At 64.0% G+C, this 23,042-nt stretch carries 18 protein-coding genes, 1 other RNA gene and 5 pseudogenes; 18 read left to right on the top strand and 6 right to left on the bottom strand.

Going from position 1 to position 23,042, the window contains the following annotated elements; all coding sequences use genetic code 11:
• Nucleotides 1-43: 43 nt before the first annotated feature.
• The 5 genes and pseudogenes from ACNANG_RS17250 to ACNANG_RS17230 all read left to right on the top strand — a co-directional run bounded on the left by ACNANG_RS17250 (nucleotide 44) and on the right by ACNANG_RS17230 (nucleotide 2,848).
• The gene (locus ACNANG_RS17250) at nucleotides 44-424 is read left to right on the top strand and encodes a cell division protein ZapB (protein WP_420224015.1); all 381 of its coding nucleotides are present in this window, start codon (nucleotides 44-46) and stop codon (nucleotides 422-424) included.
• Nucleotides 411-722 carry a cell division protein ZapA gene (locus ACNANG_RS17245; protein WP_420224014.1) on the top strand — a complete coding sequence of 104 codons (312 nt, stop codon included), beginning with the start codon at nucleotides 411-413 and terminating at the stop codon, nucleotides 720-722. Before ACNANG_RS17250 ends, ACNANG_RS17245 begins: the two co-directional genes overlap by 14 nt.
• 161 nt (nucleotides 723-883) lie before the next feature.
• Nucleotides 884-1,067: non-coding RNA, 6S RNA (gene ssrS, locus ACNANG_RS17240), on the top strand.
• A gap of 106 nt (nucleotides 1,068-1,173) precedes the next feature.
• Nucleotides 1,174-1,991 (top strand): annotated as a pseudogene (locus tag ACNANG_RS17235) (sulfite exporter TauE/SafE family protein).
• 74 nt (nucleotides 1,992-2,065) lie between these two features.
• The gene (locus ACNANG_RS17230) at nucleotides 2,066-2,848 is read left to right on the top strand and encodes an SIMPL domain-containing protein (RefSeq protein WP_420224013.1); all 783 of its coding nucleotides are present in this window, start codon (nucleotides 2,066-2,068) and stop codon (nucleotides 2,846-2,848) included.
• Between the two features lie 186 nt (nucleotides 2,849-3,034).
• Here the strand turns inward: ACNANG_RS17230 and lgt are convergent, their stop codons facing one another.
• Nucleotides 3,035-3,826, bottom strand: a complete 792-nt coding sequence (gene lgt / locus ACNANG_RS17225) for a prolipoprotein diacylglyceryl transferase (RefSeq protein ID WP_420224012.1) — start codon at nucleotides 3,824-3,826, stop codon at nucleotides 3,035-3,037.
• 126 nt (nucleotides 3,827-3,952) lie between these two features.
• On the opposite strand from lgt, the gene ACNANG_RS17220 reads away from it, so the two are divergent.
• Together ACNANG_RS17220 and msrA are read left to right on the top strand one after the other, a co-directional pair.
• Nucleotides 3,953-4,288 carry a c-type cytochrome gene (locus tag ACNANG_RS17220; RefSeq protein WP_420224011.1) on the top strand — a complete coding sequence of 112 codons (336 nt, stop codon included), beginning with the start codon at nucleotides 3,953-3,955 and terminating at the stop codon, nucleotides 4,286-4,288.
• 268 nt (nucleotides 4,289-4,556) lie between these two features.
• Nucleotides 4,557-5,105 carry a peptide-methionine (S)-S-oxide reductase MsrA gene (msrA, locus tag ACNANG_RS17215; protein WP_420224010.1) on the top strand — a complete coding sequence of 183 codons (549 nt, stop codon included), beginning with the start codon at nucleotides 4,557-4,559 and terminating at the stop codon, nucleotides 5,103-5,105.
• A gap of 152 nt (nucleotides 5,106-5,257) precedes the next feature.
• Here msrA and ACNANG_RS17210 read toward each other — a convergent pair whose 3' ends face one another.
• Nucleotides 5,258-6,406, bottom strand: a complete 1,149-nt coding sequence (locus tag ACNANG_RS17210; RefSeq protein WP_420224009.1) for an ABC transporter substrate-binding protein — start codon at nucleotides 6,404-6,406, stop codon at nucleotides 5,258-5,260.
• Nucleotides 6,407-6,493: 87 nt separating this feature from the next.
• Here ACNANG_RS17210 and ACNANG_RS17205 point away from each other — a divergent pair.
• Nucleotides 6,494-7,515 (top strand): annotated as a pseudogene (locus ACNANG_RS17205) (Bug family tripartite tricarboxylate transporter substrate binding protein).
• Nucleotides 7,516-7,800: 285 nt separating this feature from the next.
• Here ACNANG_RS17205 and ACNANG_RS17200 read toward each other — a convergent pair.
• A pseudogene (locus ACNANG_RS17200) lies at nucleotides 7,801-7,956 on the bottom strand (response regulator transcription factor); the annotation flags it as partial.
• 312 nt (nucleotides 7,957-8,268) lie between these two features.
• Here ACNANG_RS17200 and ACNANG_RS17195 point away from each other — a divergent pair.
• The 3 genes from ACNANG_RS17195 (at nucleotide 8,269) to ACNANG_RS17185 (ending at nucleotide 11,268) form a co-directional block, all read left to right on the top strand.
• On the top strand, nucleotides 8,269-8,733 hold the full coding sequence (locus ACNANG_RS17195) for a tripartite tricarboxylate transporter TctB family protein (protein WP_420224008.1): 465 nt from the start codon (nucleotides 8,269-8,271) through the stop codon (nucleotides 8,731-8,733).
• Between the two features lie 10 nt (nucleotides 8,734-8,743).
• Nucleotides 8,744-10,246, top strand: a complete 1,503-nt coding sequence (locus ACNANG_RS17190; protein ID WP_420224007.1) for a tripartite tricarboxylate transporter permease — start codon at nucleotides 8,744-8,746, stop codon at nucleotides 10,244-10,246.
• A 119-nt stretch (nucleotides 10,247-10,365) separates the two neighbouring features.
• Nucleotides 10,366-11,268, top strand: a complete 903-nt coding sequence (locus ACNANG_RS17185; protein WP_420224006.1) for an NAD(P)-dependent oxidoreductase — start codon at nucleotides 10,366-10,368, stop codon at nucleotides 11,266-11,268.
• Here ACNANG_RS17185 and mobB read toward each other — a convergent pair.
• Genes mobB through mobA form a run of 3 tightly spaced genes read right to left on the bottom strand, consistent with a single transcriptional unit; the run spans nucleotide 11,252 to nucleotide 13,870 of the window.
• Entirely contained in the window at nucleotides 11,252-11,848 is a 597-nt protein-coding gene (gene mobB, locus ACNANG_RS17180) for a molybdopterin-guanine dinucleotide biosynthesis protein B (protein ID WP_420224005.1), read from the bottom strand. The two genes, ACNANG_RS17185 and mobB, sit on opposite strands and share 17 nt — an antisense overlap.
• Nucleotides 11,848-13,167, bottom strand: coding sequence for a gephyrin-like molybdotransferase Glp (gene glp / locus ACNANG_RS17175; protein WP_420224004.1), 1,320 nt, complete (start codon nucleotides 13,165-13,167; stop codon nucleotides 11,848-11,850). Before glp ends, mobB begins: the two co-directional genes overlap by 1 nt.
• Before the next feature lie 4 nt (nucleotides 13,168-13,171).
• On the bottom strand, nucleotides 13,172-13,870 hold the full coding sequence (mobA, locus tag ACNANG_RS17170; RefSeq protein ID WP_420224003.1) for a molybdenum cofactor guanylyltransferase MobA: 699 nt from the start codon (nucleotides 13,868-13,870) through the stop codon (nucleotides 13,172-13,174).
• A gap of 176 nt (nucleotides 13,871-14,046) precedes the next feature.
• Here mobA and apbC point away from each other — a divergent pair.
• The 7 genes and pseudogenes from apbC (at nucleotide 14,047) to ACNANG_RS17135 (ending at nucleotide 23,032) form a co-directional block, all read left to right on the top strand.
• A pseudogene (gene apbC, locus ACNANG_RS17165) lies at nucleotides 14,047-15,134 on the top strand (iron-sulfur cluster carrier protein ApbC).
• A 176-nt stretch (nucleotides 15,135-15,310) separates the two neighbouring features.
• Entirely contained in the window at nucleotides 15,311-15,835 is a 525-nt protein-coding gene (locus ACNANG_RS17160; protein ID WP_420227574.1) for a DUF3305 domain-containing protein, read from the top strand.
• Nucleotides 15,836-15,837: 2 nt separating this feature from the next.
• A complete protein-coding gene (locus tag ACNANG_RS17155) occupies nucleotides 15,838-16,896 on the top strand; it encodes a DUF3306 domain-containing protein (protein ID WP_420224002.1) in 1,059 nt (352 codons plus the stop codon).
• Nucleotides 16,897-16,918: 22 nt separating this feature from the next.
• Nucleotides 16,919-19,050 (top strand): annotated as a pseudogene (locus tag ACNANG_RS17150) (4Fe-4S binding protein).
• Entirely contained in the window at nucleotides 19,047-19,679 is a 633-nt protein-coding gene (locus tag ACNANG_RS17145; protein WP_420224001.1) for a TorD/DmsD family molecular chaperone, read from the top strand. The pseudogene ACNANG_RS17150 and the gene ACNANG_RS17145 overlap by 4 nt, the downstream one beginning before the upstream one ends.
• Before the next feature lie 162 nt (nucleotides 19,680-19,841).
• On the top strand, nucleotides 19,842-20,015 hold the full coding sequence (locus tag ACNANG_RS17140; protein ID WP_420224000.1) for a formate dehydrogenase: 174 nt from the start codon (nucleotides 19,842-19,844) through the stop codon (nucleotides 20,013-20,015).
• Nucleotides 20,016-20,065: 50 nt separating this feature from the next.
• Complete coding sequence (locus tag ACNANG_RS17135; protein WP_420223999.1) at nucleotides 20,066-23,032, top strand: formate dehydrogenase subunit alpha; 2,967 nt, start codon at nucleotides 20,066-20,068, stop codon at nucleotides 23,030-23,032.
• The last annotated feature ends 10 nt before the right edge of the window (nucleotides 23,033-23,042 follow it).

Genomic DNA, 23,042 nt, shown 5'->3' with positions numbered 1-23,042 from the left:
TTCGGGTACGACATCGGTCTCCGGATGGTTTACGATTACGCCCATGCTCGAAGACCTCGACCAACTCTCGACCCGTATTGCCCAGCTGGTGCAGCTGACTCAACACGTCCGTGCCGAAAATCAGGCGCTGCGTGATGAGCTCGGCAAGCGCGACGTGCGCATCCAGCAATTGCGCGACACCGTGGAAATGGCGCAGATCCGCGTCGATGACGTGCTTGCCCGCTTGCCTGGCAAGCCGCCCGAAGCCGCCGATGCCGCCGACGCCGATGCTGCTGGCGGCTCTGACACCGACATTGACCTGGACGACGTCCAGGTCGACGATGCCGACGGCGACTGGGCGGATGCCCGGACCGATGCCGATACCGACCCTTCTCTTTCTGACGACGCCGGCCATGGCGTGCGGAGTGCTCATGGAACGCCTTGACGTCACCATTCTGGGACGCGAGTATCCCCTTGCATGCGCTCCGGAAGAACAGGAAGCCCTGCTTGAAGCGGCCAGCATGGTCGACCGCGCCATGCAGCGTATCAAGGCCGCCGGCAAGATCGGCAGCACGGAACGTATCGCCGTCATGGCGGCTTTGCAGATCGCCGGAGACCTGCTGAATGCCAAGGCGCCCGATGGTCCGCTGTCGCAACTTGCCGTGGGCGACTACAAGCGTAAGATCGAAGGCATGAATCAGATTCTGGACGCCGAACTGGGCCCGCAAGACAAACTGTTCTGACGCCTTTGGGTCGGCTTGGCAAGCGCATGGCCAGCCAAGCGGCCGGTAAGCAACGAGTTGTACAAAAGTCGCCGCTCGGGGTATTGAATCCCGGCAAAATGGTGTAATTTAAAGCCTATGGTGTTCGAAAGCCTAGTCAGCCCTAACGCAGTACCGATTTGTCTTCCCTGCAGTGTTCGTGTTTGGCCATATATTCCTTGGACCCATGCTATGGCATGAGGTTGCGGGAATCGCCTCTCAGGCGTGATCGTTTCTCTGTCAAACGAACCCAATGAGTGGCTGACTGCGACCGACCTTGAACTTAACGGTTCAGGATGCCGGCCTAGCGGCACATGCGGGGATCTATTCCACGACCCGGAGCGTTCAGCGCTCCGGGTCGTTTGTTTTTGTGCGGAGCAACACGCTCAGTCCGTGGCACTATGCGTGCGCCTTCCACATTCGAGTATCCCGCATGGACCTTTCCTTTATTGCCGCGCTGCTTGCGCTGGGCGCTGCCACAGGTTTTGCCGCCGGCCTGCTTGGCATTGGCGGTGGCATGATCATGGTGCCCTTCCTGACCCTGCTGTTCACCTGGCAGAAGATGCCGGCCGACCTGATCATCCATGCGGCAATTGCCACATCGATGGCTTCCATCCTGTTCACGTCAGTATCCAGTGTCACCGCGCATCAGAAAAAGGCGCCATCCGCTGGAACATCGTCGCGCAGTTCGCACCGGGACTCGTCATCGGCGGCCTGCTGGCCGGCGGCGCGGTGTTCGCGGTGCTCAAGACCGGCTGGCTGGCATTGCTGTTCACGCTGTTCGTGGGCTATTCGGCCGTGCAGATGCTGTTGAACAAGAAGCCCAAGCCCAGCCGGCAGATGCCCGGTGTGGTGGGTACGGCGGCGGCTGGCACCGGCATCGGTTTCCTGTCCGGCCTGGTCGGCGCGGGCGGCGGCTTTGTGTCGGTACCTTTCATGACCTGGTGCAACGTGCCCCTGCATAACGCCGTGGCAACCTCGGCGGCGTTGGGATTTCCGATCGCGATGGCCAACACGGTGGGTTACATCTGGTCAGGCATGCAGCAGCAGATCACCTACCCGGGCATGTTCGGCTATGTATATTGGCCTGCGCTGCTCGTGCTCATCGTTTCGAGTGTCCTGACCGCCCCGCTGGGCGCCAACGCGGCGCACAAGCTGCCGGTCGCGACGCTCAAGCGGGTGTTTGCCTGGGTCCTGATGGCGCTTGCCCTCTATATGGCCTACAAGGCATACGCCGCGTTCGCGGTCTGACAGCGCCTTACCACGGCGAGTCAGGAACCCGCACGCCTGGCCGGCAGTCCCCTGATATTCAAAGGAAGATCGTTATGGCCCGTTTTCTGACTCGCACCGTCCTGTCCGCGGCAGTGTCCGCCGCAGTGTCCACTACCGCGCTGACCGCCGCCCTTCTTGCGCCAGGTATGGCGGCCGCGCAGACGCCGTCGCAAACAGGGCTGGCGTCCGCCCCTGCCCGCCCGGAACTGCCGCAGTTGTCGCTGGAAGCCGCGGCGTCGAGTGACGTGGCCCAGGACAAGGTCGAGATCACCCTGGCCAAGGAAATTGAAGGCGCCGACCAGGCCCAGTTGGCCGACCAGTTGAACAAAGTGCTGGCCTCGACCCTGGCGACGGCCAAGCGCAACACCAAGGTCGAATCGCGCAGCGGCAATTACCGCGTCTGGGCCAACACCGACCGCAACGGCAAGATCACCGGCTGGCGTGGCCGCGCCGAACTGGTCCTCGAATCCAGGGATTTCGTGGCTGCATCGACCCTGGCCGGCGAACTGAGCCAGGCGATGGCGGTGTCCAACATCAATTTCTCCTTGTCGCGCGAGGCTCGTGAAGCCGAAGAGCAGCGCCTGCTGCAGGAAGCCGCCAAGGCCTTCGGCGTGCGCGCCACCAGCGCCGCAAACGCGTTCGGCTTCGGCAATTACGCCGTCAAGACGCTGGACCTGAGCGGCAGCGGCACGGTGTATTCGCCACGTCCCATGATGATGCGTGCAGCGTCCGCCGACGCCAAGATGGCCGAAGCCCTGCCACTGGAAGCCGGCAAGGCCACAGTCACGGTATCCGTGCGCGGCACGGTGGAACTGCTGGGCACGCAGCAACGCTGATCGCCGCATCCGCCGGTATGCGGCGGTCCGGGACGACTTCGTCGACGTAAAAAAGGCGCCGGAAATTCCGGTGCCTTTTTTATGCTGGCCTGGCAGCGCGTTCAGGCGGGTTGGGTCAGGCGGGTTGGGTCAGGCTGGATGGGTCAGGCTGGATCGGTCAGATCCGGATAGCTCAGGCTGGATGGCTCACACCGCCGCGTGCGGATTCCGCCGCGACATGTAGAACATGATTGCGCCGATCACCACCATCGGGATCGACAGCCACTGCCCCATGGTGAACCCTGCCGCCAGCAACCCCAGGAAGTTGTCCGGCTCGCGGGTGTATTCGACCAGGAAGCGCGCCACACCGTACCCCATCAGGAACACGGCGCTGATCTGACCAATCGGCCGCGACTTGCTTGCAAAGCCCCACACCAGCAGGAACAGCAGCAGCCCTTCGGCGCCGAATTCGTACAGCTGCGAAGGGTGACGCGGAATGTTGTCGCCCGCCTGCGGGAAGATCATGCCCCACGACACAGTGGTTGCACGGCCCCACAGTTCGCCGTTGATGAAGTTGCCCATGCGGCCCGCGGCCAGCCCCAGGGGTACCAGCGGCGCCACGAAGTCGCCGATTTCCAGGAAGCGCTTGCCGCGGCTGCGCGCAAAGACGGCCATCACGAACAGCACGCCCAACAGGCCGCCATGGAAGGACATGCCGCCCTGCCAGACCTCGAAAATTTCCAGCGGGTGGGCCAGGTAGTAGCTGGCCTTGTAGAAGAAGACATAGCCCAGCCGCCCGCCAATCACGACGCCCAACACGCTGTAGAACAGCAGGTCGTCCAGATCGCGATGCGTCAGCGACGTCTTGCCGTGCGAAATGCGCCAGCGCCCCAGCCCCCAAGCAAACAGGAAGGCCAGCAGATACATCAGGCCGTACCAGCGAACCGCAACGGGACCGATGGCAAAGGCGATCGGAGAAAATTCAGGATGAACCAGCATGTAGCCTAGCCTTGTAGGGACGGCGGGCGCCGCGTAAAGAATGAGCAGGATGATAACCGCTGCGCGTGATTTGACTCTGCCCGGCCCGTGCGCGAGACTTCGGGCGATACTTTTTCCGGATCGCTCATGTTTCGCCCGTCTTTCGTGCTGCGTCTTTCCCTGCTTCTTGGTGCGCTGGCGGCGGCGCCCACTGCGGGCGCGGCCCAGATGACCGGTCCGGAGCTGGCCAAGGCCCGGGTATGCCTCGCCTGCCACCAGGTCGACAGCAAGCGTGTCGGCCCGGCGTGGAAAAGCGTTGCGGCAAAGTACGCCGGCCAGCCCGACGCGCAAGGCAGACTGGAAACGTCGATTCGCCGGGGCAGCGCGAACAAGTGGGGCAAGGTCCCGATGCCCGCACAGACCCACGTGTCGGAAGAGGAAGCTCGCCAACTGGCAGCGTGGATCCTGACACTCAATAAGTAAGGGACGCCTGGCCGGTACGTAAGTGGCACCCCTTGCCGAGTGGCGTGCTTGTTCGCGAGGTCTCTTCTCCCGGCGCGCCCCCTCCAGCTCCAACCTGCGCCCATCAGGAAAGATTCATCCGTCTTATCCGCCATGGACTACACCGCGTCGGGTGATATAACCTCGCCAGCAAGCTCAACAACACCCCGCACCACTCGCATCCCTTGCTGGGATCGAGTCTTGCGCAGGTCCGCGGCAATCAGTCCAGCGTCGCTCAAAGAGAGGAATCATGACGACTCAGAACGAAAAGGCCATATTTGGCGGCGGATGTTTTTGGTGTGTCGAAGCCGTATTCCAGCAGCTACAGGGCGTGAACAAGGTGGAGTCCGGATATGCCGGCGGTCATGTGGACCGTCCCACCTACCACCAGGTTTGCGATGGCAACACCGGGCATGTCGAAGTCGCCGAGGTCACGTTCGATCCGTCGATCATCACGTTCAAAGAACTGCTGACGGTATTCTTTGCCTCCCATGACCCGACCACCCTGGACCGCCAGGGCAATGACGCAGGTCCGCAATACCGGTCGGCCATCTTCTGGCAGACGCCGGAACAACGCGACGTGGCGCAGGCCTACATGGACGAATTGTCAGCGGCCAATACGTTCGGCGCGCCCATCGTCACCAAGCTGCTGCCACCCGCCAAGGTCTGGCCCGCCGAGGACTATCACCGGGATTACTTCCTTCGTAATCCTGGCCAGGGGTATTGCGCGGTCGTCATCGCCCCCAAGGTGGCCAAACTGCGCAAGACTTTCGCGGATAAGCTGAAGACGCCGGCGTAAGGCGGCAGGCGGGACGCCGCCTGGAAGCCACGTAATCGCCGCGACACACAAAAAGGGCGGGATCACCAAGGTGATTCCCGCCCTTTTGTCCTGCCATCAGCTGACCAAGTCGCCGCCGCGTCTGACGGACGACCCGGCCAACGGCAGACCGGTCAGCGCACCACAGCCAGTTCGGACCGGTCGGCGCCCTTGTAGGTATACAGCGTCAGTGCGCCGTTCTTGATGTCGCCGTTCTTGTCGAACGTGATCGGGCCGGTCACGCCCTTGTAGCTGATCTTGTACAGCTCGGGGCCGTACTTGGCCGGGTCGGACGAATTGGCCTTCTTCATGGCTTCGACCATCACCATCATGGCGTCGTACACGTAAGGCGCATACAGCTGGACGTCGCTGTTGAAGCGCTTCTTGTACTTGGCGCGGAAGGCGTCCATCGTCGTCTTTTGTTCACCGGCCACGCCACCCGCTTCGGCGCACACCACCTTGCCGTTGCCGATCGCGTCACCCGCAAGACGCGACAGCGACGTCGTGCAGATGCCGTCGCCGCCCATCAGGTGCGCCTCGATCCCCAGCGCCTTCATCTGGCGCAGCATTGGCCCGGCCACCGCGTCCATGCCGCCAAAGAACACCACGTCGGGTTTGTTGGCCTTCATGGACGTCAGGATGGCCTGGAAGTCGGTGGCCTTGTCGGTCGTGTATTGACGGCTCACGACCTTGCCGCCCGCGGCCGCCGCCGACTTGGCGAATTCTTCGGCCACGCCCTGGCCATAGGCGGTCCGGTCATCGACCACCGCAAAGTTCTTGGCCTTCAATTCCTTGACCGCGTAGCGGCCCAGCGTGCCGCCCAGCTGGCCGTCGTTGGCGACCACACGGAACGTGGTGTCAAACCCTTGCTTGGTGTAGGCCGTGCCGGTGGACGCCGGCGAGATCTGCACGATGCCCGCGTCGTAATAGATCTTGGAGGCCGGAATCGACGTGCCGGTGTTCAGGTGACCGATCACGCCGTTGACCTTGGCGTCGACCAGCTTTTGCGCGGCGGCCGTGCCCTGCTTGGGGTCCGACGCATCGTCTTCCGCCAGCAACTCGAACTTCACCTTCTTGCCACCCAGCGTGACACCCGCGGCGTTCAGGTCTTCCACCGCCATGCGCGCGCTGTTTTCCATATCCTTGCCGAGGTGAGCGATCGGACCCGTCGTGGGCGCGACGTGTCCGAGCTTGACCACGACTTCTTGGGCGAGGGCGCCGAATGACACCACGGTCAGGCCGGCGGCCAGGGCGAACGGAAGCAAACGAGTAGACATGGACACTCCAGGGTTCGTGCCGCTGGGCCCGCTGCGCCAGCGTACAATTTCGCAGCAACAAACATACATGAAAAACCGCACATCAGGGTCGATATGTCGAGACACTCATGGACACGGCGCGCCCTGCTAGGCGCCGCCGTCGCCACCGCCTGCGGCGCGTTCGCGCCCGCCTTTGCCCAGACACCCACCGCGCCTTCCGGCGCCCCCTGGCCGACTCACCCGCTGCGCTTCATCGTGCCGTACCCGCCCGGCGGGCCGCTCGACGTGATGGCGCGCGCCCTGGCCGAAAAGTTGCGCGTCAGCCTGGGCCAGACCGTGGTGGTCGAAAACAAGCCGGGCGCCGGCGGCAACATCGGGGCCGATCTGGCGGCCAAGGCCGCGCCCGACGGCCACACCCTGGTCATGGGCGCCGTCGCGACGCACGCCATCAACCCCGCGCTGTTCCCCAACATTCCCTATGACGCGATCAAGGACTTCGCGCCGATCACGCTGGTCGCGTCGGTGCCGAATGTGCTGGTGATGAATCCGGCCACGGCCGACAAGCTCAGCATTCGCAACGTGGCCGACCTGCTGGCCTATGCCCGCAAGAACCCGGGCAAGCTGAACATGGGGTCGGGCGGCAATGGCAGCGCGGGCCATCTGGCGGGTGAACTGCTCAAGGCCCGCGCGCAGGTGTTCGCCGCGCATATCCCGTATCCGGGGGCGGTACCCGCGCAACTTGCGCTACTGGGTGCGCAGACCGATTTCATGTTCGACAACCTGGCCTCGGCCGCCCCCTGATCGCGTCGGGCAAGTTGAAGGCGCTGGCGGTGACCACCGCTGCGCCGTCGCCGCTGCTGCCCGGTGTGCCCACCCTGATGCAGGCCGGCGTCAAGGATTTCGATCTGGGCACCTGGTTTGGCGTCTTTACCACCGGCCGCACGCCGGCAGCCGTGGTGCAGCGTTTGAGCGAAACGACAATGGCTGCCTTGCGCAGCCCCGACGTGCGCCAGCGGCTGGAGGCAATGGGGTCGGACGCCGAACCCACGACGCCCGACGCCTTCGCGGCTCTGGTCAAAGCCGACCTGGCCAAATACGCCGAGATCGTGAAGGTGTCGGGCGCCAGGCTCAACTGAGCCGGTGGATGGTCGATCCGGTGGGTGCGCCGGACCCGCCTGCGGGCGTGCCGCCACCCGGCCGCGCCCCGGGGGCACGACGGGCATCGCGCCAGCGATCTGACCAGGATGGGCGACGGACATCGGAACGCCACCTGCCACCGACGCGGCGCCCGCCATTGCGGGCACGGCGCTTCCCGCGCCCGGGGCGGACGCCGCCGGTTCGGTCAGGATGGGCTGCCCCAGCGGCATGCCCATTTTCATTTGCGACATCAGCCAGTCGATATATCGGGAATGCACGCGCGCGGACAGTTCGACGGCGTTGCGTACGCCCAACTTCGCCATCACGCGGGCCCGATGGACCTCAACCGTTCGGGTGGAGATACCCAGCCTGTCGGCTATCACCTTGTTGGCGCGGCCTTCGAGCAGCAAAGCCATCACTTCTCGTTCACGCGGCGTAAGCCGATTGGTCCATTCTTGTTCGCCGGGATAGTTGTGCGCCGCCATGTTGCCTTCCTTGAACTTCGTGATCGTGTGGCGGATAAGGAGTAGCCACACTGGTAAGCCAAGTCTTGCAGGGTTCAAAAGACAGAAAAACTGTCAACACTGACAGGCTCCTGAAAGCGCGTTCAAGCAGGTGGGATCAAGTTCCCACATTTCCACCGATTGTCGGGAAAACCCCGAGCAACCGGCGCGAAAATCATCGTTGCGGCACGAATCTCTTCAGCTAACATTCGCGGCTTGCTAGTGAAGTCAGATAGGAGCCCACTTCCAATGCGTATTCGGTCACAACAAAACTTCTGGTCCGGGGTGATGTTTATCGCCATCGGAATATTCTTCGCCGGCAACGCCGTCGAGTATTCCATGGGCACCGCCGCCAAAATGGGCCCTGGCTATTTTCCCTTCTGGCTCGGGGTCATTCTTGCAGTGCTGGGTGTGCTGATCGGCATTTCGGGACTGTCCTCCAAGGCTGAAGAGACAAAAGTCGAGGGCTGGGATTTTCGTGTCATGTTCCTGGTATTGGGCTCGGTGGTGCTGTTCGGCATCCTGCTCCGTCCCTTGGGCATCTACCTGTCCATTTTCATCCTGGTCGTCCTCAGCAGCTTCGCAAGCCATGAGTTCAACTGGAAAGTCGCAGTCATCAACGCGATCTGCCTGGCAATTTTTGCCTGGGCGGTGTTCGTCAAGGGTCTGGGGCTGATTTTCCCGCTTTGGCCCACCTTCCTCGGCCTGAATTAAGGAGCCCCGCATGGAATTGTTTGACCACCTTGCGCTGGGGTTTTCTACCGCGCTGTCGTTTCAGAACATCATCTACGCGTTCCTGGGCGCGTTGATCGGCACGCTGGTAGGCGTGTTGCCTGGTCTGGGCCCCGTGCCCACCATCGCAATGTTGCTGCCCATTACCTATGCATTGCCCCCCATCGCTGGTCTGATCATGCTTGCCGGTATTTACTACGGCGCGCAGTACGGTGGTTCCACGACCGCCATTCTGGTGAATTTGCCAGGTGAAACGTCGGCTGTGGTGACGTGTCTGGACGGATACCAGATGGCCCGTCGAGGACGTGCCGGTCAGGCGCTGTCGATCGCGGCACTCGGTTCGTTCTTCGCAGGCTGCGTGGCAACGATCCTGTTGGCCGCCTTCGCACCTCCGCTGGCTGAAGTGGCATTCCAGTTCGGCCCTGCCGAATACTTCTCGCTGATGGTCCTGGGTCTGGTCGGCGCCGTGGTGCTGGCGTCCGGTTCGTTGCTCAAGGCAATCTGCATGATCTTGCTGGGTCTGCTGCTGGGCATGGTCGGTACCGACGTGAACTCGGGTGTTGCCCGCTTCTCGTTCGGCGTGCCGGAACTGACCGACGGTATCGACTTCGCCGCGGTCGCCATGGGCGTGTTCGGTTTCTCTGAAATCATGAACAACGTTCAGCAGAAGGAAGAGCGTGAGGTTTTCCTCGACAAGATCAGCCATCTGTACCCTGACTGGGACGACATCAAGCAAGCTGCGCCTGCAGTGCTTCGTGGTACCGCCATCGGTTCCGCCCTGGGCATTCTGCCAGGCGGCGGTGCGGTGATGTCCTCGTTCGCGTCCTACACGATCGAAAAGAAGCTGTCGAAGCATCCCGAAAAGTTTGGTACGGGTGCGATCCAAGGTGTGGCGGGTCCGGAATCGGCAAACAACGCCGCTTCGCAAACCTCGTTCATTCCGCTGCTGACGCTGGGTATTCCGGGCAACGCCGTGATGGCGTTGATGGTCGGTGCAATGACCATCCACAACATCCAGCCGGGTCCTCAGGTCATGACCGCCAACCCGGAACTGTTCTGGGGCCTGATCGCCTCGATGTGGATCGGTAACCTGATGCTGGTGGTCCTGAACCTGCCGCTGATCGGTCTGTGGGTCAAGCTGCTGAAGGTGCCTTACCGCATTCTGTACCCTGCCATTCTGATGATCTGCTCGATCGGTGTGTACACGCTGAACTACAACGTGTTCGACATCTGGATGACGGCATTCTTCGGTTTCGTGGGCTATGTGTGGTCGAAGCTGAAGTGCGAAGGCGCGCCGCTGCTGCTGGGCCTGGTTCTGGGCCCCATGATGGAAGAAAACTTCCGCCGTGCCCTGCTGCTGTCGCGTGGTGAGTTCTCTACCTTCGTTACCCGTCCGCTGTCGCTGTCGCTGCTGATCATCGCCGGTATCCTGGTGCTGATCGTGGCTTCGCCGGCCATCCGGAAGAAGCGCGAAGAAACCTTCGTGGAAGACTGATCGGTACAGGCTGCGCACTAGCACGCAGCCTGGATCGAACGCAGAAAGGCGTCCCTCGGGACGCCTTTTTTCGCCCTGCCCCTTTACGCTAGACTTCACGTCTATTCACGGAGAGCCATATGTCATCGATCGGATCCAGAACTTACGAAGCCACGACGCCCGTTGACGTGGCGTTCATCGGTCTGGGCGTCATGGGATTTCCCATGGCCGGACACCTTGCCCGCGCGGGCCACCACGTGACCGTGTACAACCGGTCTGCCGCCAAGGCGCAGGCATGGGTCGACGAATTCGGCGGCGCGCACGCCCCCACCCCGCGTGAAGCCGCCGCCAAGGCCGATATCGTTTTCTCATGCGTCGGCAACGACGATGACCTGCGCAGCGTCATGCTGGGTGACGATGGCGCGCTGGCGGGTCTGCGCCCCGGCACGCTGCTGGTCGATCACACCACGGCATCGGCCAAGGTGGCGCGTGAACTGTATGAAGCCGCCAAGGCCAGGCAGGTGGCGTTCGTGGACGCCCCGGTGTCGGGCGGCCAGGCGGGCGCGGTCAACGGCGTGCTGACCGTCATGTGCGGGGGCGACGCCGACGCGTTCGATCGCGCCCTGCCGGTGGGGTCGGTGTATGCGCGCGCCTTCACGCGCATCGGCGAGATCGGCGCGGGCCAGCTGGCCAAGATGTGCAATCAGATCTGCATTGCCGGAATCGTGCAGGGGCTGTCGGAAGCGATTGCGTTTGGCAAGAACGCCGACCTGGACATGAAGCTGGTGCTGGACGTGATCGCCAAGGGCGCCGCGCAAAGCTGGCAGATGGAGAACCGCGGCGGCACGATGGTCGACGACAAGTTCGACTTTGGTTTCGCGGTGGACTGGATGCGCAAGGACCTGAATCTGGTGCTGGACGAAGCGCGCCTGAACGGTTCGCGCGTGCCCATGACGGCGCTGGTCGACCAGTTCTATGCGGACGTGCAGCAGATGGGCGGCAGCCGCTGGGACACTTCGTCGCTGGTCAAGCGGCTGGTCTGAGCACTCGCAACGTGTCGGCCAGCGGCCACGCCAGATCGACGACCAGGTTGGCGATGCCTTCCATGTCGTCCAGATGCGCCCGCGGCAGCGTGGTGGGCGGCGTGGCGGCCACGCGTCCATCCGCACCACCGGCAGCGGGATGCGCGGCGCCGTTGGCGGCAAGGTCATCGGCATCGCTGATGATCGCCTGAATGCTGCTGTCCTCGGGATACAGCCAGGGCTTGGCATTGCCCTGGCGGTGGATCTCGATCTTCACGTGCTTGTCGCGTTTGAAGCCTTCCACCAGAATGAAATCGACCGCGCTCATGTGGCCGAGCAGATCGGCCAGGCGCGGTTCGTCTTCGTCCCGCAATTCATGCATCAGCGCCCACCGCGCCCCCGACGCCACCAGCACTTCCCTGGCGCCCGCCTCGCGGTGCAGATAGGAATCCTTGCCGGGCTTGTCGATGTCGAACATATGGTGCGCGTGCTTGAGCGTCGACACGGTATAGCCGCGCGCGTTCAGCACCGGAATGAGTTTGGCCAGCAGCGTGGTCTTGCCCGCGCCGCTCCACCCGGCCAATCCAAGAACACGCGTCATCAGGCCAGCCCGTCGAACGGCAGGACGTCGACCGTCTCGCCGGCCGCTACATTGCCCTGGTCGTGGTGCAGCACTACCAGGCCATTGGCTTCGCTCATGCTGCGCAGAATGCCGGACCCTTGCGAACCCGCCATGCGCACTTCCCAGCCGCCGCCCGGTGCAGGCGTCACGCTGCCACGCTGGTATTCGGTACGCCCGGCTTTCTTGCGGATGGCGTTGACGCTGGTTGCGCGCAGCAGTGGCAGGGGCGCGACGCGTGCGCCGCTCATGGCCAGCAAGGCGTCGCGCACCAGGGCATAGAAGGTGACCATCACGGCCACCGGATTGCCAGGCAGACCGAACAAAATGGCGTGGCGGCTGCCGCTGGCAATGCGTCCGATCGCCATGGGGCGGCCAGGCCGCATCGCGATCCGCCAGAACAGCACGTCGCCCAGCTTGGCCATGACCATCTTGGTGTAGTCGGCTTCGCCCACGCTGACGCCACCCGACGTGATCACGACGTCGGCATTCGCCGCCGCGGCGGTGAAGGTCGCTTCCAGCGCATCGGGGTCGTCGCGCACCACGCCCATGTCCAGGATCTCGACATTCAGGCGCTGAAGCATGCCCCACAGGGTGTAGCGATTGCTGTCGTACACGCAGCCTTCGTCCAACGTCTCGCCAATCGAACGCAATTCATTGCCGGTGGAAAAGAACGCAACGCGCAGCCGGCGCACGACCGGCACTTCGGCTTGGCCAAGGGAAGCCAGCACGCCCAGGTCGGCGGGCCGCAACACGCGCCCGGCAACCAGCGCCGCTTCGCCCTTGGCCAGGTCTTCGCCGGCCAGGCGGCGATTGTCGCCCGCCCGCACGATGCCGGCGGGAATGATGACCTGGTCGCCATCGAGCCGGGTGAATTCCTGCGGAATGACCGTATCGAGTCCATCGGGCATGACCGCGCCCGTCATGATGCGCACGCACTCGCCCCGTGCGATGGCATGTTGGGCTTCCTGCCCGGCCATCGCGCGCGACACGACACGCAAGGTGGTTTCGGCGCCATCGGCCAGGTCCTGCCCGCGGAAGGCGTAGCCATCCATCGCCGAGTTGTCGTGCGACGGCACATTGATGGCCGACACGATGTCACGCGCCAGCACGCGTCCCAGCGCGGAACGCAAAGGCAGCATGTCGACGGCGTTCAGCCGCGGCACCAGCCGGTCGATGAAAGCACGCGCCTGGTCGACCGACAAGGCGTTGGGGTCATAACCATTGATGCACGACGAGATTTCTTCGAGCGACGCAGGCTGGGCGGCGTCGGGTCGGACGGGAGGCGTGATGGACGTCATGATGTCAAAGCCGCTGCAGTTCGGCGATGGTATTGGCGCCGACGAACGCGTCGGCATCGTTGAAGCGGACTTCCACGCAGCGATGCAGCGCGGTCCAGCTGTCGATCTTGCGGTTGCCCGCGGACGTGAAGGCGACCAGGCTGGCCAGCAGGTCTGCGCGCATCAGGCAGAACACGGGCTGGGTGCGCCAGACCATGCCGTCGTCGGAAGAGTCCGTGTCGGCGCCCGAGACGGCCTTTGCCGGGGCGGTTGCGGAAGCGGCCAACGCGTCGCGCGGCGTGCCGGCGCGATTGTCCGCATCGCCGCGGGGCTCCCGGGTGGCAACCATCGCGATCTCGGCATCCTCGGCTTCCAGCGCCGCCGCCAACCGTTCCACCAGGTCATCGGGAAAGCGCGGCGTATCGCACGGCACCGTGACCAGATAGGCGGTTTCGCAGCGCTCCAGCGCCGTCACGAATCCGGCCAGCGGACCGGGGAAGCCTGACATCGAATCGGGCCAGACCGGCACGCCCATCGATTCATACGCGCCCAGATTGCGGTTGGCGTTGATCATGACCTCGCCCACCTGCGGCGACAGGCGCAACAAGGACAGCAGCGCCATGGGGATGCCCTGCACGGTCTGAAGGCCCTTGTCGACGCCGCCCATGCGGGTCGCGCGGCCGCCGGCAAGCACGACGCCGGTGATGGAATTTTTGTCGATCATGGGCGTCAGTATAAAGGCGCGGCCTGTCCTGTCCTTTGACGCGGGCGGACGCCTGCCGCCCCTCGAATGGCAGCCGCGGCCCCCGTCCGGAGGGTCTGATATGATGAAACGCTCATCTGGCTACTCCAGCCCGGCATTTTTCGCCAGCAGTTTTTATTTTCTTCACGAACCTCCCCATGGTCGCCAACGACTCCGTACTTCAGGCCCTGCAGGCCGTCATCGATCCCAATACCGGCAAAGACTTCGTGTCCACCCGGTCCGTCAAGCACCTCGAGGTGACGGGGGGCGATGTGTCTTTCGACATCGAACTCGGCTATCCGGCCAAAAGCCAGATCCCGGCCCTGCGCCGCGCGCTGATTGCCGCCGCCAAGGGGGTGCCGGGCGTCGAAAACGTGTCGGTGAACCTGCGCACCGTGGTCGTGCCGCATGCGGTGCAGCGCGGCGTGGCGCTCATGCCGGGCGTCAAGAATATCGTGGCCGTGGCCTCGGGCAAGGGCGGCGTCGGCAAGAGCACGACGGCCGTCAACCTGGCCCTGGCACTGGCAGCCGAAGGCGCCAGCGTCGGCCTGCTCGACGCCGATATCTACGGACCCAGCCAGCCGCTGATGATGGGCATCGACGCCCGTCCGGTCAGCGATGATGGCAAGACCATGGAACCGCTGGAAAACTACGGCGTGCAGGTCATGTCGATCGGCTTTCTGGTCGGCCAGGATGAAGCCATGGTGTGGCGCGGTCCGATGGCCGTGCAGGCGTTGGAACAGCTGCTGCGCCAGACAAACTGGCGCGACCTGGATTACCTGATCATCGACATGCCCCCCGGCACGGGGACATCCAGCTCACGCTGAGCCAGCGCGTGCCCATGACGGGCGCCGTCATTGTGACCACGCCGCAGGACATCGCGCTGCTGGATGCCAAGAAGGGCATCAAGATGTTCGAGAAGGTGGCCGTGCCTATCCTGGGCATCGTCGAAAACATGGCCGTGCATGTGTGCAGCAACTGCGGCCACGTCGAACATATCTTTGGCGAGAACGGCGGCAAGAACATGGCGGCCGAATATCAGATGGACTACCTGGGCGGCCTGCCGCTCGACATCAACATCCGCCTGCAGGCCGACAACGGCCAGCCCACGGTCGTGGCGGACCCCGATGGCGAGGTGGCCGTGATGTACAAGGACATCGCCCGCAAGGTGGCCGTGGCGATCGCCGGCAAGAACCGCGACTTCTCGTCCAAGTTCCCGACCATTACCGTCAGCGCGAACACCTGACGCGATGCGTTGCTGCGACACCCTGCGAGTGGCCTGTCATGGATGATGTGACGTCGGGCGATGTGACGCCCCCTGCCGCGACGCCTGCTGCCCTGCCCCCGGGCGGCGCGGCCGCGTCCTTGCCTGCCACGGGTCAGGCACCCGAGGCCGCGCCCGCCATCGCCGTCGCGGTCGTGATGCGCCGCGAACGGGTGACGGGCCCCATGAGCCGGTGGCAGACGTGGCGCTGGGTGCTTGAAGACGTGGTGATGAACGAACCCGGCTTTGGGACCGAGCCGCGCGTGCTGGTGGCCGACGCGCAGCAGGAACGCTGGCTGTTTCCTGGCTTTACCGTAGGCCTGTATCGGGACGACGCGGAAGGCTATTACCTGAACGCCAGCACCGACCAGCCTTGCTGGTTCGTGATGTGGCGCATGGAAGAAGCGGCCACGCTGGCCGACGAACCCATTGCGCGGCCTGAAGTCGTGACCCTGAGCTATTACCATGCGGGACGCCTGCTCGATGCGCAGGAAACGGTCGAACTGATACCCGCGCCGCCGCAGATCAGCCACTGGCTGCGCGAATTCGTCGACGCCAATTACGTGATCGAAAAGAAGAAGCGCCGTCGTCCGGTCAGCTTCGAATCGCTGCAGGACCGCTTCGGCAATCCGGTATCCGTCACCACCACCAAAAAGTTCGGCGGCGGTGGAGGCGAGGGCTAGGCGTGGACGATACGTCACGAACGTTCCTGGGCCGCTGGTCGCGGCGCAAGGTCGAGGCACGGCAGGTCGAAGCAGCGGAAAAGGCAGCGCAAGACGCCGCAAGGGCAGCTGCGGACGCGGCGGAACCTGAGGCATCGACGGCTAGGGCGCAGACGACTACGGCCAGCCCTACGACGCAGACCGCTGCTGCTACGATCGGCGAGGTGGCTGGGCGCACGGTCGGGACGCAGACCGTTGAGGCCAGAACTGCGGCTAGGACCGCGGCTGGGGCTTTGAGTGCGGCTGAGACCCAGACTGCTGCGGCTGCAGCTGGCACCCAGGCCCCGCCCGCAGCGACCGGAATGGATGCGGCCGCAGGCGATAGTTATGCCTCGCCTGCCTCGGCCTCTTCCGACGCCCCTGCCCTGCCAACCCTGGCCGACGTCGCCAGGCTCACGGCCGACTCCGACTACAGCGTCTTCATGGCCAAGGGCGTCGCGCCCGAGGTCAAGAACGCCGCCATGAAAAAACTGTTCTCGGACCCGCACTACAACATCATGGACGGACTGGATATCTACATCGACGATTACTCGTCGCCCGAGATCATGCCCAAGTCCATGCTGCGCAAGATGGCCAGCGCGCGCGTGCTCAACCTGTTCACCGACGACGACGAAGCCAAGGCCGTCGCGGCCGACCAGGCAGCCGCGCAACTGGCCGCGGCAGACGCGGCAACGACGCCCGCGGCGGTCACGGCACCAACGGACACGGCACCAACGACCACAGTACCAACGGCCACGGCGGACACCCCGGCGCAGGCAACCGTGCCTGAAGCCCGGCAAGCCCATGCGGCGCTGGCCGACACCTTGGCATCGACGCCGGGAACCGTCGCTGACGAGCCGGTGTCGAACCCAGTGCCCCCTGAAGCGCCCACCGAGCCGGCCGCGCGGCTCGACAACCGTCTCCACGTTGCAACAGCCGCTCCGCGAGCGCCTGCCGACGTGCTAGCCTCGGCGCCCCGGCCGGACGTGTCACGCGCCGACGACGGCGCCACTCCTGATTCATCCCAGTCCGGCAACTCCTGAACCGGCGACAGAAAGCGTTTCCATGTCCACACTGATCTGCGATTGCAATCGGACGATGCCCCTCGACGCGACTGCGTTGGGCAACGCCCTCAACGAACCGCTCACGCTGCACTCGACCCTGTGCCGGCGGGACGCGGGCGCCTACCAGCAGGCGATCCAGTCGGGTGACGACGTGGTGGTGGCTTGTACGCAGGAAAAGCGCCTGTTTGCGGAACTGGGCGCGGCTACCGAAGGTGCGGTGTCGCCGATTCGTTTCGTCAACATCCGCGAAACCGGCGGCTGGAGCCGCGATGCGTCGCAGGCCATGCCCAAGATCGCCGCGTTGCTGGCCGCCGCGCGATTGCCCGAACCCGAACCTGTTTCCACCGTCACGTACAAGAGCGCGGGCCGCCTGTTGATCATCGGCCCGATGGACCAGGCGGAACGCGCGGCCGATATGGTCAGCGACGTGCTCAATGTGACGATCTTCACGCAGGGCGCCGGCGTGACCGGGGCATCGCAGGAACGCCGCTATCCGGTGCTGGGCGGCACGATCCACAGCCTGACCGGCTGGCTGGGCGCGTTCGAGCTGACCTGGGCCCGCGACAACCCGATCGACCTGGACCTGTGCACCCGCTGCAACGCCTGTCTGACCGCCTGTCCGGAAGGTACGATCGGCCTCGATTACCAGGTCGACATGGCCAAGTGGGCAACGCTGGACCGCGCCACGCAGCAGGCCTGTGTCAACGCCTGTACGGTGGCTGGCGCGATCGACTTCCAGCGCCCGGTCGTGACCGATGCAGAAGCTTTCGACCTGGTGCTGGACCTGCGTGCCGAGCCAGCCTTTGCGCAACATGCACCGCCGCAAGGCTACTTCCGCTGGGATGGCGTCAGCCTGCCCACGCTCCTGAAGCTGCGCGACATGGTGGGCGAGTTCGACAAGCCCAAATTCTTTGATTACAAGCAGTCGCTGTGCGCGCACAGCCGCAACGAAGTGGTCGGCTGCGATGCCTGTATCCGCATCTGCTCAGCGCTGGCCATCCGCAGTGACAAACACCGCCAGCGTATTGAGGTGAACCCCAATCTGTGTGTGGGCTGCGGCGCCTGTACGACCGCGTGCCCCACGGGCGCGCTGACCTACACCACGCCCCGCCCGTCGGAACAGGGCCTGAATTTCCGCACCCTGCTGTCGGCTTATGCCAAGGCAGGCGGCAAGGACGCGGTGTTGTTGCTGCACAGCCAGGAAGCCGGCCGGGAACTGGTGGACAAATTGGGCCGCGCCGCGCAATTGAAGCAGGCGCATGGCGTTCCGGCCAATGTGATCCCGGCCGGCCTGTGGCATACCGCCAGCACCGGGATCGACCTGTGGCTCAGCGCGATTGCGTTTGGCGCAACGCAGGTTGCCGTGTTGACGACACACGAAGAAGCGCCGCAGTACCTTGACGGCCTGCAGGCGCAAATGGACATTGCGCAAGCCATTCTGACCGGCCTGGGCTACACCGGCACGCACCTGCGTCTGATCCGCGCCGACAGCCCTGCCGCGCTCGACGCCGCCCTGCAATCGGTGGCGCTGCCATCGGCGGCCCCCAGCGGGCCGCCACGCCGCGTCAGCCCGCACGCTTTGCCGTGGCGAAAGAAAAGCGCAGCACGTTGGACATGGCGATCGACCACCTGATCCAGCATGCGCCGGCGGCCGACGCCTTGCCCGAAGCCATTGCGCTGCCGGCCGGCATTCCCGGCGCGGGCTCGCCGTTCGGCACACTCCACGTGAACAAGGACGCCTGCACGCTGTGTCTGAGCTGCGTGAACGCCTGTCCGTCCAGCGCGCTGGGCGACAACGCCGAACGCCCGCAACTGCGCTTCATTGAAAAGAACTGCGTGCAATGCGGCCTGTGCGCGACCACCTGCCCCGAAGATGCCATCACGCTGGTGCCGCGGCTGCTGCTGACGCCGGAACGCAAGGCGTCGCGGGTGCTGAATGAAGTGCAGCCCTACCAGTGCATTCGCTGCAGCAAGCCTTTCGGCACGGTCAAGGCGATCGAAGCCATGCTGGGCAAGCTCAGTGGCCATGCCATGTTCCAGGGCGCCGCGCTGGAACGCCTGAAGATGTGCGGCGATTGCCGTGTCGTCGACCTGTACACCGCCCAGAACGAATCGAAGATCACCGAACTATGAGCAGCGCTTCCGTATCCCTGGACGCCATTTCGTCGTCCCAGATGGACGAAGAAACCGCCCGTGCCGACGTGTATGGCCTGCTTGCGCAGCTGTACTATGCCCCGCCCGCCACCGACCTGCTCGCGCAACTGCGCGAAGCGCCCACCGATGCTCCCACTGCGGGCGCCTACCTGGAAAGCTCCTGGCAGGCCCTGGTGGCATCGGCGCGCGCGCTGACCGATGCGCAGATCCATGCCGAATACGACACGCTGTTCGGCGGCATCGGCAAGCCCGAGGTCTACCTGTATGGCTCGCACTACCTGAGCGGCTTCCTGAACGAAAAGCCACTTATCAAGCTGCGCCACGATCTGGCCGAACTCGGCCTGGGCCGGGACGAACAGATGCCCGACACCGAAGATCACATCGCTTACGAATGCGAGGTGATGCGTTACCTGATTGCGGGCGACGACGTGGCCGTGGCCAATCTGACGCACCAGCGCCAGTTCTTTGGCGACCACCTGCAGCCGTGGATCGATCCGCTGTGCGCGGCCTTGTCCAACCACCCTCGCGCCAGCTTCTACGCGGCATTGGCGGCATTCACGCACGCCTTCATGAGTGTCGAATCGCAAGGTTTCGACATCCTCGCGTAAGTTTCACAGCACGCTTTCGATAATCGAAAGCATGCGACATTTTTCGCGTCGCACCATCGCTACGCCAGGGGAAATCGCTACATGGGCGATTTGCCGCTGAGCGTGCGTCACGGGTACAGTATGCAAATTGCTTCATATCTGTCAGATTTCCAGGAGACCGCCTTGAGCGAACAAAACCCATCTCGTCTGTCCCGCCGGGGTTTCTTCATCGCGGCGGCTTCCACGGGCGCCGTGGCGGCGGGCGCCGTCGTCATGCCGCAGGTCAAGCCTGTTGCCACCGCAACGGCCGCCACCCCGCCCGCGCCCAAGCGCCGGCGGTGGCTATCACGTCAGTGAACACGTGAAGCGCTACTACAAGACCACCCTCGTTTAATCCGGAGCGCGGCATGTTGCTGACCAAGAAAACCGGTGGTGCCGATCACGGCGCCGCCGCATCCTCATTCGTACAAAGCCTGCGCCGGGGCGTCTCCCAGGCACTGCCCACCATGGACCGCCGCACCTTCCTGCGCCGGTCGGGTGTCGGTGTCGGCGCGGGCCTCGCAGCCGCCCAGCTGACCCTGGTGCGCAAGGCTACCGCGGCAGATGGCGCCAAGGTCGGCATCGGCAATACGCCGGTCACCGTCAAGCGCACGGTCTGTTCGCACTGTTCGGTCGGCTGTTCGGTCGACGCCGTCGTTGAAAACGGCGTCTGGGTCCGGCAGGAAGCCGTGTTCGATTCGCCTATCAACATGGGTGCGCATTGCGCCAAGGGCGCGTCGCTGCGTGAACACGGCCACGGCGAACACCGCCTGCGTTACCCCATGAAGCTCGTCAACGGCAAGTACGAGCGCATCAGCTGGGATACGGCGCTTGAAGAAATTTCGGCCCGCCTGCTGCAGCTGCGCAAGGAAAGCGGTCCCGACTCGGTATACGTCGTCGGCTCGTCCAAGCACAGCAACGAACAGTCCTATCTGCTGCGCAAGTGGATGAGCTTCTGGGGCAGCAACAACTGCGACCACCAGGCGCGTATCTGCCACTCCACCACCGTGGCCGGCGTGGCCAACACGTGGGGCTACGGTGCCATGACCAATTCGTTCAACGACATGCAGAAGGCCAAATCGGCCCTGTATATCGGATCGAACGCCGCCGAAGCCCACCCGGTGTCCATGCTGCACCTGCTGCATGCCAAGGAAGCGGGCTGCAAGGTGATCGTGGTAGATCCCCGCTTTACGCGCACGGCGGCCAAGGCCGACGAACACATCCGCATCCGGTCGGGCTCCGACATCGCCTTCCTGTTCGGCGTGCTGTATCACATCTTCAAGAACGGCTGGGAAGACGAGGCCTACCTGAAGGCGCGCGTGTATGGCATGGACCAGGTCAAGGCCGACGTGCTGGCCAAGTGGACGCCCGAGAAGGTCGAGGAAGCCTGCGGCGTCAACGAAGAAACCATCGCCCGCCTGGCACGCACCCTGTACGAAAACCGTCCAGGCACGCTGGTATGGTGCATGGGCCAGACCCAGCACACCATCGGCAACGCCATGGTCCGCGCGTCCTGTATCTTGCAGCTGGTGCTGGGCAACATCGGCAAGTCCGGTGGTGGCACCAACATTTTCCGCGGCCACGACAACGTGCAGGGCGCGACCGACGTCGGCCCGAATCCCGACTCGCTGCCCGGCTACTACGGCCTGGCCGAAGGCTCGTGGAAGCACTTTGCCAAGGTCTGGGATGTCGACTACGAATGGATCAAGGGCCGCTATTCGTCGCCCGCGATGATGACCAAGTCCGGCATGACCGTGTCGCGCTGGATCGACGGCGTGCTGGAAGACAACGCGCTCATCGACCAGGATTCGAACCTGCGTTCGGTCATCTTCTGGGGTCACGCGCCCAACTCGCAGACCCGCGGTCTGGAAATGAAGCGCGCGATGGACAAGCTGGACATGCTGGTCGTCATCGACCCGTACCCGTCGGCTACCGCCGCCATGGCCGCCATGCCGGGCAAGGCCGAAGACCTGAATCCGAACCGCGCCGTGTACCTGCTGCCGGCCGCGACCCAGTTCGAGACCAGCGGGTCGTGCACGGCATCAAACCGCTCGCTGCAATGGCGCGAGAAGGTCATCGAGCCGCTGTGGGAAAGCCGTACCGACCACATGATCATGTACCAGCTCGCGCAAAAGCTGGGCTTTGCCAATGAACTGGTCAAGCCGTACAAGATGCAGAAGGTCAAGGGCATGGACGAGCCCGTGATCGAAGACATCCTGCGCGAGATCAACCGCTCGTGCTGGTCGATCGGCTATACGGGCCAGAGCCCGGAACGCCTGAAGGCGCACATGCGCAACCAGCACCTGTTCGACGTCACAACCCTGAAGTCCAAGGGCGGCATCGACAAGGAAACCGGTTACGACCTGACCGGCGACTATTACGGCCTGCCCTGGCCGTGCCTGGGCACCCCGGAATTCAAGCATCCGGGCACGCCCAACCTGTACGACAACTCCAAGACCGTCATGGACGGGGGCGGCACGTTCCGCGCCAACTTCGGCGTCGAACGCAACGGCGTCAGCCTGCTGGCCGAAGACGGGTCGCATTCGAAGGATTCGGACATCACCACCGGCTATCCGGAATTCGATCACCTGCTCATGAAAAAGCTGGGCTGGTGGGATGAACTGACGGCCGAAGAAAAGGTGCAGGCCGAAGGCAAGAACTGGAAGACCGACCTGTCGGGCGGCATCATCCGCGTGGCGGTCAAGAACCATAACGTGCACCCGTTTGGCAACGCCAAGGCGCGCGCCGTGGTCTGGAACTTCCCGGACCCCATCCCGCAGCACCGCGAACCGCTGTACGGCATCCGCCCCGACCTGGTCGCGAAGTACCCGTCGCACGACGACTTCAAGACCTTCTGGCGCCTGCCCACGCTGTACAAGTCGGTGCAGCAGAAGAACATCGACGACAAGCTGTACGAGAAATTCCCGATCATCCTGACGTCCGGCCGGCTGGTCGAATACGAAGGTGGCGGCGAAGAGACGCGCTCGAACCCCTGGCTGGCCGAACTCCAGCAGGAAATGTTCGTCGAGATCAACCCGAAGGCCGCGGCGGCGCGCGACATCCGCAATGGTTCGCGGGTGTGGGTGACCACACCAACGGGCGCGCGCATGAATGTGCAGGCGATGGTGACGGAGCGGGTCGGTCCGGATACGGCGTTCATGCCTTTCCATTTCTCGGGTCACTGGCAAGGCAAGGACATGCTGGACCATTACCCGAAGGGCGCGGCGCCTATCGTGCGCGGCGAGGCAGTGAACACGGGCACAACGTACGGCTATGACAGCGTGACGATGATGCAGGAAACCAAGACCACGATCTGCAACATCGAAAAAGCTTAAGGAACGGCAT

Origin of the sequence: Pigmentiphaga litoralis (genome assembly GCF_048632615.1) — a bacterium.
Lineage (GTDB): Bacteria > Pseudomonadota > Gammaproteobacteria > Burkholderiales > Burkholderiaceae_B > Pigmentiphaga > Pigmentiphaga litoralis_B.
The sequence above is the reverse complement of the archived record's forward strand: the minus strand, read 5'-3'. Positions and strand labels throughout refer to the sequence as shown.